At 72.6% G+C, this 14,286-nt stretch carries 14 protein-coding genes; 2 read left to right on the plus strand and 12 right to left on the minus strand.

Annotated elements, in window-relative coordinates; translation table 11 throughout:
* Window positions 1-301: 301 nt before the first annotated feature.
* The gene (gene leuA, locus ACFWPI_RS03195) at window positions 302-2,098 is read right to left on the minus strand and encodes a 2-isopropylmalate synthase (RefSeq protein WP_063347512.1); all 1,797 of its coding nucleotides are present in this window, start codon (window positions 2,096-2,098) and stop codon (window positions 302-304) included.
* Between the two features lie 330 nt (window positions 2,099-2,428).
* Here leuA and ACFWPI_RS03200 point away from each other — a divergent pair, with 330 nt between their 5' ends.
* Together ACFWPI_RS03200 and ACFWPI_RS03205 are read left to right on the plus strand one after the other, a co-directional pair.
* The gene (locus tag ACFWPI_RS03200) at window positions 2,429-3,451 is read left to right on the plus strand and encodes a M4 family metallopeptidase (RefSeq protein ID WP_380379874.1); all 1,023 of its coding nucleotides are present in this window, start codon (window positions 2,429-2,431) and stop codon (window positions 3,449-3,451) included.
* A gap of 160 nt (window positions 3,452-3,611) precedes the next feature.
* A complete protein-coding gene (locus ACFWPI_RS03205; protein WP_063351090.1) occupies window positions 3,612-3,878 on the plus strand; it encodes a protealysin inhibitor emfourin in 267 nt (88 codons plus the stop codon).
* Between the two features lie 76 nt (window positions 3,879-3,954).
* Here ACFWPI_RS03205 and era read toward each other — a convergent pair whose 3' ends face one another.
* From era to ACFWPI_RS03260, 11 genes are all read right to left on the minus strand, one after another.
* A complete protein-coding gene (gene era / locus ACFWPI_RS03210; RefSeq protein ID WP_063347514.1) occupies window positions 3,955-4,884 on the minus strand; it encodes a GTPase Era in 930 nt (309 codons plus the stop codon).
* 59 nt (window positions 4,885-4,943) lie between these two features.
* Window positions 4,944-5,093 carry a hypothetical protein gene (locus ACFWPI_RS03215; RefSeq protein WP_380336842.1) on the minus strand — a complete coding sequence of 50 codons (150 nt, stop codon included), beginning with the start codon at window positions 5,091-5,093 and terminating at the stop codon, window positions 4,944-4,946.
* A 150-nt stretch (window positions 5,094-5,243) separates the two neighbouring features.
* A complete protein-coding gene (locus tag ACFWPI_RS03220; RefSeq protein WP_063351091.1) occupies window positions 5,244-5,597 on the minus strand; it encodes a hypothetical protein in 354 nt (117 codons plus the stop codon).
* Window positions 5,598-5,628: 31 nt separating this feature from the next.
* The gene (locus ACFWPI_RS03225; protein WP_063347515.1) at window positions 5,629-6,174 is read right to left on the minus strand and encodes a DUF4383 domain-containing protein; all 546 of its coding nucleotides are present in this window, start codon (window positions 6,172-6,174) and stop codon (window positions 5,629-5,631) included.
* Window positions 6,175-6,192: 18 nt separating this feature from the next.
* Window positions 6,193-6,429, minus strand: coding sequence for a hypothetical protein (locus ACFWPI_RS03230; protein WP_063351092.1), 237 nt, complete (start codon window positions 6,427-6,429; stop codon window positions 6,193-6,195).
* A 33-nt stretch (window positions 6,430-6,462) separates the two neighbouring features.
* A complete protein-coding gene (locus ACFWPI_RS03235; RefSeq protein WP_063347516.1) occupies window positions 6,463-7,788 on the minus strand; it encodes a hemolysin family protein in 1,326 nt (441 codons plus the stop codon).
* Window positions 7,789-7,807: 19 nt separating this feature from the next.
* Window positions 7,808-8,302: an rRNA maturation RNase YbeY gene (gene ybeY, locus ACFWPI_RS03240; RefSeq protein ID WP_063347517.1), complete on the minus strand. Its 495-nt coding sequence runs from the start codon at window positions 8,300-8,302 to the stop codon at window positions 7,808-7,810.
* A gap of 14 nt (window positions 8,303-8,316) precedes the next feature.
* Window positions 8,317-9,435 carry a PhoH family protein gene (locus ACFWPI_RS03245; protein WP_380379881.1) on the minus strand — a complete coding sequence of 373 codons (1,119 nt, stop codon included), beginning with the start codon at window positions 9,433-9,435 and terminating at the stop codon, window positions 8,317-8,319.
* Window positions 9,436-9,611: 176 nt separating this feature from the next.
* Window positions 9,612-10,535, minus strand: a complete 924-nt coding sequence (locus ACFWPI_RS03250; protein WP_063347519.1) for a ribonuclease Z — start codon at window positions 10,533-10,535, stop codon at window positions 9,612-9,614.
* 5 nt (window positions 10,536-10,540) lie between these two features.
* Complete coding sequence (locus ACFWPI_RS03255; protein WP_380379884.1) at window positions 10,541-10,894, minus strand: histidine triad nucleotide-binding protein; 354 nt, start codon at window positions 10,892-10,894, stop codon at window positions 10,541-10,543.
* A gap of 120 nt (window positions 10,895-11,014) precedes the next feature.
* The gene (locus tag ACFWPI_RS03260) at window positions 11,015-14,251 is read right to left on the minus strand and encodes a PDZ domain-containing protein (protein WP_380379887.1); all 3,237 of its coding nucleotides are present in this window, start codon (window positions 14,249-14,251) and stop codon (window positions 11,015-11,017) included.
* Window positions 14,252-14,286: the final 35 nt, after the last annotated feature.

Here is a 14,286-nt window from a genome sequence, read left to right on the forward strand (position 1 = left end):
AGAAGAAGTCACCGAGAACGTCAGTCCGCCACCGCGGGCGAACACCCCACAACCTGGTCACGGCGCCACTCCCCAGACATGGCAGACGGCCTGCACAACAATGGGCAGGTCACGCGACCGGACACCGAGGCCGTCCCACCGACCCGGCTTTCCGGTGGATCGATGTTGCCATGGTTACCGGCACGTGTCAGTACCTCGAACGGCTTCCGACCCGAAAAAATGTGGCGCAGGACACAACTGGCCCCAGGCGCGGCGAAGGGCCGCCCCGGAGGACGGCCCCGCCACATCTCACTCGTACGAACTACCCGCGCTGTGCCCGGTTGACGGCGCTGATGATCGCCTTCAGCGAGGCCAGCACGGTGTTGGCGTCGATGCCGACGCCCCACAGCACCTTGCCGTCCACCGCGCACTCGACGTACGCGGCGGCCTGGGCGTCGCCGCCCTCGCTCAGCGCGTGCTCGGCGTAGTCCAGGACGCGGACGTCCAGGCCGATCCGGGCCAGCGCGTCCGTGAAGGCGGAGACCGGGCCGTTGCCGACACCGGTCAGGGTCACCGGTACCGAGTCCACCAGCGCGCCGGCGATCAGCGCGTCCCGGCCGTCCTCGGTGGTCAGGGTGCGCGAACCGCTCAGCGAGATCCGGCCCCACGGGTTGTCCGGGGTCGGCAGGTACTCGTCCTCGAAGACCCGCCAGATCTCGGCCGGGGTGACCTCGCCGCCCTCGGCGTCGGTCTTGGCCTGGATGATCCGGGAGAACTCGATCTGCATCCGGCGCGGCAGGTCCAGCTTGTGGTCGTTCTTCAGGACGTACGCCACACCGCCCTTGCCGGACTGGCTGTTGACCCGGATGACCGCCTCGTAGGTGCGGCCGACGTCCTTCGGGTCGATCGGCAGGTACGGCACGCCCCAGGTGTGCTCCCCCACCGGGACGCCCGCCGCCGCCGCGTCCGCCTCCAGGGCGTCGAAGCCCTTCTTGATGGCGTCCTGGTGCGAGCCGGAGAAGGAGGTGTACACCAGGTCGCCGGCGTACGGGTGGCGCGGGTGCACCTCCATCTGGTTGCAGTACTCGGCGGTGCGGCGCACCTCGTCGATGTCGGAGAAGTCGATCTGCGGGTCGATGCCCTGCGAGAACAGGTTCATGCCCAGGGTCACCAGGTCGACGTTGCCCGTCCGCTCGCCCTGGCCGAACAGGCAGCCCTCGATGCGGTCCGCGCCCGCCATGTAGGCCAGTTCGGCGGAGGCGACGGCGGTGCCGCGGTCGTTGTGCGGGTGCACCGACAGGCAGACGAACTCGCGGCGCGACAGGTTGCGCGACATCCACTCGAACTGGTCGGCCTGCACGTTCGGGGTGGCCCGCTCGATGGTGGCCGGCAGGTTCAGGATGATCTCGCGGCCCTCGCCCGGCTGCCAGACGTCCATGACCGCCTCGCAGACCTCCAGCGCGAAGTCCAGCTCGGTGTCCACGAAGATCTCCGGCGAGTACTGGTAGCCGAAGACGGTCTCCTCGCCCAGCAGTTTCTCGGCGTACTCCATCACCAGCCGGGTGCCGTCGGTGGCGATCGCCTTGGTGGCGGCCCGGTCGTTGCGGAACACCACCCGGCGGAACAGCGGCGCCGTCGCGTTGTACAGGTGGACCGTCGCGCGCGGGGCGCCGACCAGCGACTCGACGGTCTTCTCGATCAGCTCCTCGCGGGCCTGCGTCAGCACCGAGATGGTGACGTCCTCGGGGATCGCCCCCTCCTCGATCAGCGACCGCACGAAGGCGTGGTCGGTGGCTCCGGAGGACGGGAAGCCGACCTCGATCTCCTTGTAGCCCATCGCGACCAGCAGGTCGAACATCTTGCGCTTGCGGGCCGGGGACATCGGGTCGATCAGCGCCTGGTTGCCGTCCCGCAGGTCGGTGGAGAGCCAGCGCGGCGCCTTGGTGATCACCGTGCTCGGCCACGTGCGGTCCGGCAGGTCGACGGTGTCGAACGGCAGGTAGCGCCCGTACCGCATGCCGGAGGGCAGCTGGCGCACGGACGCGGCGGTGATCGGGGTGGGACGGTCGACGAAGGCGCGACCGGCGGGGATGGGCGCGGCGGAGCTCTGCTCGGTCATGGAATGACTCTCGGCTTCCTGTGATGCGTGGTGCGGGGGCGGGTCGGGGTGGTCGACACCGACTGGCCGGCAGCTGCCGCTCGCGACCCTCCGTTGGATCGCCGGATGACGCGCACAGCTCGATCCCCGCGGCGAGGGAGCCGGCCCTGTGGACTACAGGCCCTCGACGCGGCAGCTAAGAAGAAGCAGCCCGTTGCGCATGATGGCCCCAGCGTAACCCAGGGCCGCGCGCCCCCGAAGTGATCCGGGCCACCGTTCCACCCCTTGAGACACCGACCGGTCACGCCAAGAGTGGTGACAACCGGTCATCGAGGCCTCACCCTGGGCCACATGACTGCAGCAGTTCCGATCTGCGCGATCGTCCCGCCGTACGTCCTGGACCGCCTCGCCGAGGCCGGTCACGAGCCCGCCGTCCGCTCCCTCCTGCTCGACACCGCGCACCGCGCGGCCCGCCTCACCCCTCCCCCGCCCGTCAGCACCGGCCCGACCCCCAGCCGGCTGATCGCCGACACCGCCCACAGCCAGCGGCTGCCCGGCCGGACCGTCCGCACCGAGGGCCAGGCCCCGGTCGCCGACCAGTCCGTCAACCACGCCTACGACGGCCTCGGCGACACCTTCGCCCTGTACGCCACCGTCTTCGGCCGCCGCTCGATCGACAACCGGGGGCTGCGCCTGGACGCCACCGTGCACTACGGCCAGGACTACGACAACGCCTTCTGGAACGGCCACCAGATGGTCTTCGGCGACGGCGACGGCGAGATCTTCGGCGACTTCACCGCCTGCGTCGACGTCATCGGCCACGAACTCACCCACGGCGTCACCCAGTTCACCGCCGGCCTGCAGTACCAGGACCAGCCCGGCGCGCTCAACGAGTCGGTCTCCGACGTCTTCGGCTCGCTGGTCAAGCAGTACGCGCTGCGCCAGGACGCCGCCCACGCCGACTGGCTGATCGGCGCCGGACTGCTCGCCCCCGGCATCCAGGGCGTGGCGCTGCGCTCGATGAAGGCCCCCGGCACCGCCTACGACGACCCCCGGCTCGGCAAGGACCCGCAGCCCGCGCACATGCGGGACTACGTGGACACCACCGACGACAACGGCGGCGTGCACATCAACTCCGGCATCCCCAACCACGCGTTCTACCTGCTGGCCACCGCCCTCGGCGGCCAGGCCTGGGACCGCGCCGGGCGGATCTGGTACGACGCCCTGACCGGCCACCAGCTGGCCGCCGACGCCGACTTCACCGCCTTCGCCCGGGCCACCGTGGCCGCCGCCAAGGCCCGCTACCCCGACCAGTCCTCGGTCGCGGACACCGTGACGGCCTCCTGGGCGCAGGTGGGCGTCAGCCCCGGCTGAACCCTCCGGCGGCCCCTCCGGCAGCCCCTCCGGCAGCCACGATGAAGGCCCCGGCGACGGCCCCGGCCGAGGACCGATTGAGACCAGGTTGAGCCGGGCTTAAGGTCACGGTCCGGGAAAAGACCGGCAAACTCCCTCCCCTGGTAGCACCATGGACACCATGCGTATCCAGGTGACCCGGACCGGCGGCTTCGCGGGGATCGTCCGCCACGCGGAACTCGACACCGTCGACCGCACGGACGCCCCGCACGTCCACGCGCTCGCCCGCGAGGCCGTCGCGGGCGGGCTGCGGGCGCCCTCGTACGGGGTGCCGGACGGCTTCCACTACGAGATCACCGTCGACGGCCGGACGGTCTACTGCGCCGACCCGAAGCTCACCGACTCGCAGCGCGAACTGGTGTCGCTGGTCCTGCGCGAGGGCGCGTAGCCCCACCGGCCCCCGGACACGCCGAAGGCCCGCCCGGTCGATCAGATCCGGGCGGGCCTTCGCTGGGAGCCGGGGCTCAGAAGCCGAGCTTGCGCAGCTGCTTCGGGTCGCGCTGCCAGTCCTTGGCCACCTTGACGTGCAGGTCCAGGAAGACCGGCGTGCCGAGCAGCGCCTCGATGTGCTTGCGGGCGGTGGTGCCGACGTGCTTGAGCCGCGCGCCCTTGGCGCCGATGACGATCGCCTTCTGGCTCTGCCGCTCGATGTAGACGTTGGCGTGGATGTCCAGCAGCGGGCGGTCCGCCGGGCGGCCCTCGCGCGGGAGCATCTCCTCGACCACGACGGCCAGCGAGTGCGGCAGCTCGTCCCGGACGCCCTCCAGGGCGGCCTCGCGGATCAGCTCCGCGACCATGATCTGCTCGGGCTCGTCGGTGAGGTCGCCGTCCGGGTAGAGCGGCATGCCCTCCGGCAGCAGCTTGGTGATCAGGTCGCCGACCAGTTCCACCTGCTTGTCGCCGACAGCCGAGACCGGGATGATCTCGGCCCACTCGATGCCCAGTTCCTCACCGAGCTGGTGGATGGCGATCAGCTGCTCGGCGAGCCGCTTGGAGTCGACCAGGTCGGTCTTGGTGACGATGGCGACCTTGGGGGTCTTCTTGACCTCGGCGAGTTCCTTGGCGATGAACTTGTCGCCGGGGCCGAGCTTCTGGTCGGCGGGCAGGCAGAAGCCGATCACGTCGACCTCGGCCCAGGTGCTGCGGACCAGGTCGTTGAGGCGCTCGCCGAGCAGGGTGCGCGGCTTGTGCAGGCCGGGGGTGTCGACCAGGACGAGCTGGGAGTCCGGGCGGTGCACGATGCCGCGCACGGTGTGCCGGGTGGTCTGCGGGCGGTCGGAGGTGATCGCGACCTTCGTCCCCACCAGAGCGTTGGTCAGGGTCGACTTGCCCGCGTTGGGTCGGCCGACGAAGCACGCGAAGCCGGAGCGGTACGAGGAGGAAGGGGCACTCATGTGCTCCATTCTCCCTGATCACCGGAGTCGCGCTGCCCGGGCCCGCCCGCACCGCCCGATCAGCCCTTGCGACCGCCCCGCGAAACCACCGACATCACCACCAACAGGACCAGGAAGGCGACCGAACCCCAGAGCCAATACGGCGAGCCGGTCTCCTGCCACTTGCCCATCCCCATCACGAACAGCAGCAGCCCGGCGAAGAACGCCACCGCCCCCATGTGCCCAGCCCCCTCACCGAGTTCACTCCCCCGGTGAGACTATCCGCTCGGTTCGGGCAGGTGTTCGCCAGGCCGCCGCCATCGCCCGGCATCGCCCGCCGCGGCAGGCCGCAGCGGGCCCTGAGCAGCCCTCGGCAGCCCTCAGCGGGCCTCGGCCGCCACCCGCAGCGTCCCGTCCACACCGGCCAGCAGCACGGGCGTCCCGGCCCCGCCGAGGTCCCGGACGGCCGCCAGGTCGGCCTCGGCCGGCTGCTCCGCCTCGCTCACCACGGCCGCCGCCTCCAGCGACTTCGCACCGCTGGCCACCGCCATCGCCACCGCCGTCTGCAGCGCGCTCAGCCGCAGCGACTCCAGCGCGACCGTCCCGGCCACGTACGTCCGGCCGGTCTCGTCACGCACCGCGGCCCCCTCGGCGACGCCGTTGCGGGCGCGGGCCGAGCGGGCCAGGGTGATGATCTTCTTGTCTTCGGGGTCGAGCTCGACGATGTCACTCATGCCGCCGAGCATAGGCGGCCCCCGCGGCCGCTCAGTGGCCGACCGGGTGGGTCGGACCGGGGTTCGGGTTGAGGACCTTGACGAAAGTCTTCGGCCCGGACGGCCGCGCCGTCTCGTGCTCCGTGCGCTCGCGCCAGAACGGGTTGTCGTGCGGCAGGTGACTGCTCACCCGGCCGTACATCCCGAAGGTCGTCAGGATCACCCCGAAGATGAAGGCGAACAGCACGTTCGACATCCGGAAGTTCAGGATGTTGGCGTCCGGCCGCCCGAGCACCGCCAGGCCGTAGAAGCCGGACAGGACGAACAGCACGCCGACCACCATGTTCAGGTTGGACGCGAAGTTGCCGCCGACCACCGCCCCCGCCACCAGGATCGCGCCCGCCACGATGGACAGGATGCTCAGCGCCCCGTTGGTCGACAGCCCGGTGATCCGGTCACCGTGGGTGGCGAGGAAGCCCGGGTGATCGGCCAGCCCCAGGCACCCGAACACGATCAGGAAGATCCCCCCGAGCCCCGCCCCGATCCGCCACACCGTGGCGAGCCGGCTGTTCACGGGCAGTTCGTCTTGCAGCTTCATGGCGACCTCCACCACGGCCTAGCTGTAGGGATGGCTCCCCTGCATGTGCGGCACCTCGTGCATGTAGAGCGAACCGCACTGCTGGCAGCAGCGCAGCCCGGTGCCCCACTCCTGCTCGGGCCGCGTCTCGGCGTCGTCGGCCAGGCTGCGGCCGCAGAGCGCCGTCGCGGGGTCGCCGTCGCGCACCACGTGCCAGACCTTGACCCCGCCGGTCGCACCCTGCGGGCCGTACTCCGCGCGAAGTTGATGCGTCATGCTGTCCATGGTCGCTCCGCCGGGGCGCGACCGCTACTCGCCGGGCTCCGCCCCGGCCTCCGCGGCCTTGCGGACCGGGGTCGCGACCATCGAGCCGATCCGGTTGCGGCGCCCGGCCGAGGACTCGGCGGTCAGCAGGATGCCGGTCAGCCCGGTGCCGGCGGGCTCGGGCAGCGGGATCTCGCAGGCCGAGCCGGGGATCGGCACCCGGCCGAGGTGCTTGGCCAGCAGGCCGCCGACGGTCTCGACGTCCTCGTCCTCCAGCTCGATGCCGAACAGCTCGCCCAGGTCCTCCACCAGCAGCCGGGCGGTGATCCGGTACGAGCCGTCGCCGAGGTCCTCCACCGGCGCGATCTCCCGGTCGTACTCGTCGGTGATCTCGCCGACGATCTCCTCCAGGACGTCCTCGATGGTGACCAGGCCGGCCGTGCCGCCGTACTCGTCGATCACGATCGCCACGTGCGAGCGGCGCTGCTGCATCTCGCGCAGCAGGTCGCCGGCCGGCTTGGAGTCCGGTACGAAGACGGCCGGGCGCATCACCGCGCCGACCTCCTCGGACTCCGCCTCCCGGTTGATGTGGGTGCGCCGGACCAGGTCCTTCAGGTAGACGATGCCGACCACGTCGTCCTCGCTGTCCCCGACCACGGGGATCCGCGAGAAGCCCGAGCGCAGCGCCAGGGTGAGCGCCTGCCGGACGGTCTTGTGCCGCTCGATCATCACCAGGTCGGTGCGCGGCACCATCACCTCGCGGACGATGGTGTCGCCCAGCTCGAAGACCGAGTGCACCATCCGGCGCTCCTCGTCCTCGATCAGGTCGTCCTTCTCGGCGAGGTCGACCAGCGCCCGCAGTTCGGCCTCGGAGGCGAACGGCCCCTCCCGGTAGCCCTTGCCCGGGGTCAGCGCGTTGCCGAGCAGGATCAGCAGCCGCGGGATCGGGCCGAGCACCGCGGCCAGCGGCAGCAGCACGAAGGAGGCGGCGGTCGCGGTGGTGAGCGGGTGCTGGCGCCCGATCGTGCGCGGCGAGACCCCCACCGCGACGAAGGACACCAGCACCATCACGCCGAACGCCAGCAGCACGGCCTGCCAGATCGGCTCCACGTTGCGCACGCACACCACGGTGACCAGGACGGCCGCCGCCATCTCGCTGGCCACCCGGATCAGGGTCGCCAGGTTGAGGTAGCGGATCGGGTCGGAGGCGACGGTCAGCAGCCGGGCCGAGCCGCGCCGCCCGGCCCGCACGGCCTCCTCCGCCCGGAACCGGGAGACCCGGGAGATGCCCGCCTCGGCGCACGCGGCCAGCCAGCCGAGGACGACGAGGAGCACGGCACCGAGGATGAAGCTCGTACTTTCACCACTCACAGGGGTTCGGGCTCCGCGCTCAGTGGGTGGTGGGGGCCGGGGAGAGACCACCGAGGCCCCGGCCCGCCCGCCAGTCGTCCAGGATGCGCTTCTGGAGGGCGAACATCTCCTCCTCCTCCTCGGGCTCCTCGTGGTCGTACCCGAGGACGTGCAGCACCCCGTGGACGGTGAGCAGTTGGAGCTCCTCGTCCATCGAGTGCTTGGAGGGGGCCGCCTTGCCCTGCTGCTCGGCGACCTCCGGGCAGAGCACGATGTCGCCGAGCAGGCCCTGCGGCAGCTCCTCGCCCTCCTTGCCGGGGCGCAGCTCGTCCATGGGGAAGGACATCACGTCGGTGGGGCCGGGGAGGTCCATCCACTGGATGTGCAGCTCCTCCATCGCCGCTCCGTCCACCAGGATCACGGACAGTTCGGACTGCGGGTGGATCCGCATCTTGTCCAGGGCGAAGCGGGCGACGTCGAGGATGGCTTCCTCATCGGCGTCCCAACCGGACTCGTTGGCGATGTCGATCGACATGACGGGCTGCGTACTCAGCTTTCGGTGCGATGGGACTGACGGGGTGCGCGGGAGCCGCGCCGCTGGGCCGGCTTGCGGGCGGGCGAGGGGTTCTCCTCGGCCTCCTGCTTGGCGTCCCAGCGTTCGTAGGCGTCCACGATCCGGCCGACCAGCTTGTGGCGGACCACGTCGGTGCTGGTGAGGACGGAGAAGTGGATGTCGGGCACGTCGGCCAGGATGTCCTGGACGACCTTGAGGCCGCTGCGGGTACCGCCCGGGAGGTCGATCTGGCTGGTGTCGCCGGTGACCACCACCCGGGAGTTGAAACCGAGGCGGGTGAGGAACATCTTCATCTGCTCGGGCGAGGTGTTCTGGGCCTCGTCCAGGATGATGAAGGCGTCGTTGAGGGTGCGGCCGCGCATGTACGCCAGCGGCGCGACCTCGATGGTGCCGGCCGCCATCAGGCGCGGGATGGAGTCCGGGTCCATCATGTCGTGCAGCGCGTCGTACAGCGGGCGCAGGTACGGGTCGATCTTCTCGTAGAGGGTGCCGGGCAGGAAGCCCAGCCGCTCCCCCGCCTCGACGGCCGGGCGGGTCAGGATGATCCGGTTGACCTCCTTGGCCTGGAGGGCCTGGACGGCCTTGGCCATCGCGAGGTAGGTCTTGCCGGTGCCGGCCGGGCCGAGGCCGAAGACGATCGTGTGCTTGTCGATCGCCTCGACGTAGCGCTGCTGGTTGAGGGTCTTGGGGCGGATCGTGCGGCCCCGGTTGGACAGGATGTTCGCGGTGAACACCTTGGAGGGCGCCGGGCTGTCCGGGTCCTCCGCGGCACCGCGGAGCATGGCGATGGAGCGCTCCACGGAATCCTCCGTCAAGGGCTGGCCGGTGCGCAGCACCAGCATCATCTCGGTGAAGAGCCGCTGCACGAGGGCGACCTCGGCGCGCGCTCCGGTGGCGGTCACCTCGTTGCCGCGGACGTGGATGTCGGCGGCGGGGAAGCCCTGCTCGATCACGCGCAGCAGCGAGTCCGCCGTGCCGAGCAGGGTGACCATCGGGTGCTTCTCGGGGATGACGATCCGGGCGCTGACGCGACCGTCGTCGGCCGGTTCGGAGCGCGACTGTCCGTTCGTACGGGTCTGCGATGTGTCACTCATAGGTCGGCGCTGGGCCTGCCTCATCCCATCCGTGGTGTCGTGTGCCGATCGGTCTCTCCGGGGCACCAGGGTACGCCGCGCACGTGGTCGCCGCGGCGGGCGGCGGGGCCGCACCCGACGATGCTGCGGCAGATCGGGGGGCGGCGCGAGCGCTTTTCACGGGGTGCGGGCCGGGTTCACGGCTGGCGCCGGACGGGGACGGGCACCCGGGCGAGGTCGGCGGCGAGCACCAGCTCGCCGTCGAAGTGCTTGCGGGCGTCGGCCAGATGCTGGCCGAGGTCCGGGTAGCGCTGGGAGAAGTGGGTCAGCACCAGGGTGCGCACGCCGGCCTCGGCGGCGGCCTTGGCGGCCTGCCCGGCGGTGAGGTGGCCGTGCTCCTCGGCGAGCCGGGAGTCGGCGTCGGTGAAGGTCGACTCGGCGACCAACAGGTCGGCGCCCTCGGCGAGTTCGTACACGCCGTCGCAGAGCCGGGTGTCCATCACGAAGGCGAAGCGCTGGCCCGGCCGGGGCTCGCTGACCTCCTCCAGGGTGACCCGCCGGCCGTCCGCCTCGATCGCCCCCTCGTGCTGGAGGCGGCCGACCGCGGGGCCGAAGACGCCCAGCGCGGCGAGGCGTTCGGGCACCAGGCGGCGGCCGTCCGGCTCGGACAGCCGGTAGCCGAAGGACTCCACGGGGTGGGACAGCCGCACGGCGTCCAGCGCGAAGCGGGCGCCGGGTGCGGGCAGCGGGCCCGGCTCGTCGATCGGCCGGGGCCGCAGGACGGCCGTCTCGTGGTAGGCGGTGGCGTGCCGCAGCCGCTCGAAGTAGACCTCGCCGGAGGCCGGGAAATAGACGTCCACCGGGTGGGGGACGCGGTCCAGGTTGATCCGCTGGATCACCCCGGCGAGGCCCAGGCAGTGGTCGCCGTGGAAGTGCGTGACGGCGATCCGGGTGATCTGGGTGGCCGAGACGCCGGCCAGCAGCATCTGCCGCTGGGTGCCCTCGCCGGGGTCGAACAGCAGGCCCTCGCCGTCCCAGCGGAGCAGGTAGCCGTTGTGGTTGCGGTGCCGGGTGGGCACCTGGCTGGCGGTGCCGAGGACGACGAGTTCGCGCTGTGACACGTAGGTCAGACCATGTTCTCGGTCATCGGCTTGCCGCCGAGCACGTGGACGTGGGCGTGGAAGACCGTCTGGCCGGCGCCGGCGCCGGTGTTGAAGATCAGCCGGTAGTCCTCGACGCCCTCGTCCCTGGCCACCGCGCCCGCCTCGGCGAGGAGTTCACCGGCGATCTCCGGCTCGGCGGCGGCCAGCTCGGCGGCGTTCGGGTAGTGGACGTGCGGGATGACCAGGACGTGCAGCGGCGCCTTGGGGGCGATGTCGCGGAAGGCGAGGACGCGCTCGGTCTTGCGCACCACGGTCGCCGGGATCTCGCCCGCCACGATCTTGCAGAACAGGCAGTCGGGCTGCGGCTCGCCGGCCATCGGTTTCTCCTCGGTTCGTGTCTGGTCTGGGGCCGTACGGGCGCAGCCTAGCGGGAAGTCGGCCGGGCCGACCTCCCGTTCGGCTGCTCTCCCGCCCGACGGGGGCGACGGGGGCGTGCCCTACGCCCAGGGCATCGGCGGGGCCGTGCGGGGCGGGGCCGCGGCGAGCGCGGCGAGGGCGATCCGCACGCCCTCGGCCAGCTGCGGGTCCTCGCCGGCGGCCCACTGGTGCGGGGCCATCGGCACCTCGACGTCCGGGTCGACGCCGTGGTTCTCCACGCCCCAGCCGTAGTTCTCCAGCCAGTACGCGTATTTGGGCTGGGTGACGAGGGTGCCGTCGACCAGGTGGTAGCGGCTGTCGATGCCGATCACCCCGCCCCAGGTGCGGGTGCCGACCACCGGGCCGATGCCGAGCGTCTGGATGACGGCGTTGACGACGTCGCCGTCCGAGCCGGAGAACTCGTTGGCGAGCGCGACGACCGGCCCGCGCGGGGCGTCGAGGGGGTAGGGCACCGGGTGGTCGGTGTCCCGGATGGCGTTCCAGCCGACGATCCGGCGGGCGAGCTTCTCGATCACCAGCTGCGAGGTGTGGCCGCCGCGGTTCTCCCGGACGTCGACGATCACGCCGTCCCTGGCCAGCTCCACGGCCAGGTCGCGGTGGATCTGGGCCCAGCCGGCCGACTGCATGTCGGGGATGTGCAGGTAGCCGAGCCGGCCGCCGGACAGCTCGCGCACCGCGGCCCGCCGCCCGGCCACCCAGTCGTGGTAGCGCAGCGGCTCCTCGTCGGCGATCGGGACGACCACCGGGTGGCGCCGGTCGGTGCCGTCCTTGCCGGCCACGGTCAGCTCGACCGGCTGCCCGGCGGTGCCGGCCAGCAGCGGGGCCGGGCCGGTGACCGGGTCCACCGGGCGGCCGTTGACGGCGAGGACCGCGTCGCCCGGGCGGATCGCGGCGCCGGGCGCGGCCAGCGGCGAGCGGGCCCGGGGGTCGGAGGACTCGCCGGGCAGGATGCGGGCGATCCGCCACCGGTCGCCGTCCCTGGCGAGGTCCGCGCCGAGCAGGCCCTGGCGCCGGGCGGGCTCGGTGTACCGGCCGTACGGGACGACGTAGGCGTGCGAGGTGCCGAGTTCGCCGTGCACCTCCCAGAGCAGGTCGACCAGGTCGTCGTGCGAGCCGAGGCGTTCCACGAGCGGCCGGTAGCGGTCCAGCACGCCGGCCCAGTCGACGCCGCCGAGGTCGGGGCGCCAGAAGTTGTCGCGCATCAGGCGGCCGTTCTCGGCGTACATCTGCCGCCACTCGGCGGCCGGGTCGACGGTGACCCGCAGCCGGGTCAGGTCGACGCCCACCTCGTCGTCCTCGCCGCCCGCCTTGTGCTCGGCCGGGACGATCCGCAGCTCGCCCCCGTCCAGCACGGCCACCCGGGTGCCGTCCCCGCTGACCGCGAAGCCGTCCACGCCGTGCACCAGTTGCTCGACGCGGCGCTTCCTCAGGTCGAAGCGCTCCAGCACCGGCCGGGGCCGCTCGTCCTCGGGCGAGGCCGCCTCGTCGCCGAGTTCGCCGAGCAGCGGGGCGCGGGTCCACAGCACGCCGTCCTTGGCGGCCCTGAGCGCGTCGAACCGGCCGCCCTCGACCGGGAACGGGACGATCCGGTCCGCGATGCCGTCCAGGTCGACCCTGGTCACCGGCGCGGCGTCGCCGGCGGCCTCCTCGCCGTCCGCCTTCCTGCCGCGCGGCTCGTCCTCCTCCCCGCCGAGCGGGCGCCCGGCCCGCTGCGGCCCGAACGGGGACGGCGTGTCGGCGGCCAGCGTGATCAGGTACGGGCGGCAGCCGTTGGGGAACGACAGGTCGAAGACGTGCGAGTCGTAGACCGGGTCGAAGTTGCGCACCGACAGGAACGCCAGGTAGCGGCCGTCCGCGGTGAAGGCCGGCGAGGTGTCGATGAAGCGCTCCTGGGTGACCTCGCCGACCGTCCGGGTCGCCAGGTCGGCCAGCACGATCTGGCGCAGCGAGTACGGGCCCAGCCGGTGCACCGGCCGCGACCAGGCCAGCCAGGCCGAGTCCGGGCTGAAGGCCAGCCCGCCGACCTCGCCGTCGGCGCTGCGGTCCAGCTCGTGCACGGTGCCGTCGGCGAGCGCGACCAGCAGGACCCGGCCGTCGTGCACGCCGAGCGCGGCCTGCCTGCCGTCCGGGGACACCGCCAGGGAGTTGACCCGGCCGATCCGCCCGGCGGCCAGTCGGCGGCGCTCGGCGCCCTGGGCGTCGGGGGCGAACTCCAGGGCGTCCTCGCCCTCGGCGTCGGACACCCACAGCACGCCCTGGGTGCCGTCCTCGCCCGGCACCACCCGGGCCAGCCGCCCGCGCGCCCCCGGGGTCTCGTCCAGCACCCGGGCCGGGCCCTCGCGGTGGGTCAGCCAGTGCACGTCGCCGCGCACCACCACGGCGCCGGCCCGGCCGGTGCGGTCGGGGGCGGCGGACTCCAGCCAGTGCGCGGCGTGCACCGGGCGGGGGCGGCGGCCGCTGCGCGGGCCGGCCAGCCGGATGTCGAGGCGGCGGGGCGCGGCTCCCGCCAGGTCGTCCAGCAGCCAGACGTCGCCGGCCCGGTGGAACACCGCCCGGGTGCCGTCGGTGCCGGCGTTGCGGGCGTAGAAGCCGTCCGGGTCGGTGGTGTGGCGGCGCAGGTCGGAGCCGTCCGGGAGGCTGGAGTAGAGCTCGCCGACGCCCTCGTGGTCGGAGAGGAAGGCGATCCGCTCCCCCACCCACAGCGGCGAGTCGAGCTGGCCGTCCAACTCCTCGTGGACGCGGACGAATTCGTCCCGCCCGATCCACAACTTGCCCGCCCGGCCGCCCCGGTAGCGCTTCCACCAGGCCGGCTCGCGGTTGTTGACGGTGCCCAGCAGCACGCGGTCGCCGCCCGGCTCGAAGGCGAGCCCGCCGACCGGCCCGTACGGCAGCCGCACCGACTCGCCGCCGTCCAGCGGCACGGCGTGCGCCCAGCTGCGGCGCAGGGTCGCCTCACCGGCGGTGGTGAGGGCGATCGGGCGCCCGTCGGCCGTCCAGCCCCGCACCTCGGTCTGCTCGCTGCCCCAGTGGGTGAGCCGCCGGGACGGCCCGCCGTCCACCGGCACCACGTGCACCTCGGGCGCGCCGTCCCGGGTGGAGGTGAAGGCGATGTGCCGCCCGTCGGGGGCGAACCGGGGGTGCCGGACGGGCAGGTGATCGGCCGTCAGCCGCCAGGCCCGGCCACCGTCCAGCGGGGCCAGCCAGACGTCGTCCTCGGCGACGAAGGTGACCAGGTCACCGTGCAGATGGGGGTGGCGCAGGTAGGCGCCCGCAGAGGTGCTCAGGGGTTCCGTCACGCGGTCAGCGTAGGCACGCGCGCGCACGGCGCGGG

Source organism: Kitasatospora sp. NPDC058492 (assembly GCF_042720685.1).
GTDB lineage: Bacteria > Actinomycetota > Actinomycetes > Streptomycetales > Streptomycetaceae > Kitasatospora.

Excerpts from the sequence above, each read along its gene's own strand:
- era (WP_063347514.1), bottom strand. The coding sequence starts at position 4,884 with ATGAGTGCCCCTTCCTCCTCGTACCGCTCCGGCTTCGCGTGCTTCGTC.
- ybeY (WP_063347517.1), bottom strand. The coding sequence starts at position 8,302 with ATGTCGATCGACATCGCCAACGAGTCCGGTTGGGACGCCGATGAGGAA.
- ACFWPI_RS03220 (WP_063351091.1), bottom strand. The coding sequence starts at position 5,597 with ATGAGTGACATCGTCGAGCTCGACCCCGAAGACAAGAAGATCATCACC.
- ACFWPI_RS03225 (WP_063347515.1), bottom strand. The coding sequence starts at position 6,174 with ATGAAGCTGCAAGACGAACTGCCCGTGAACAGCCGGCTCGCCACGGTG.
- ACFWPI_RS03255 (WP_380379884.1), bottom strand. The coding sequence starts at position 10,894 with ATGGCCGGCGAGCCGCAGCCCGACTGCCTGTTCTGCAAGATCGTGGCG.
- ACFWPI_RS03200 (WP_380379874.1), top strand. The coding sequence starts at position 2,429 with ATGACTGCAGCAGTTCCGATCTGCGCGATCGTCCCGCCGTACGTCCTG.
- ACFWPI_RS03205 (WP_063351090.1), top strand. The coding sequence starts at position 3,612 with ATGCGTATCCAGGTGACCCGGACCGGCGGCTTCGCGGGGATCGTCCGC.
- ACFWPI_RS03245 (WP_380379881.1), bottom strand. The coding sequence starts at position 9,435 with ATGAGTGACACATCGCAGACCCGTACGAACGGACAGTCGCGCTCCGAA.
- ACFWPI_RS03230 (WP_063351092.1), bottom strand. The coding sequence starts at position 6,429 with ATGACGCATCAACTTCGCGCGGAGTACGGCCCGCAGGGTGCGACCGGC.
- leuA (WP_063347512.1), bottom strand. The coding sequence starts at position 2,098 with ATGACCGAGCAGAGCTCCGCCGCGCCCATCCCCGCCGGTCGCGCCTTC.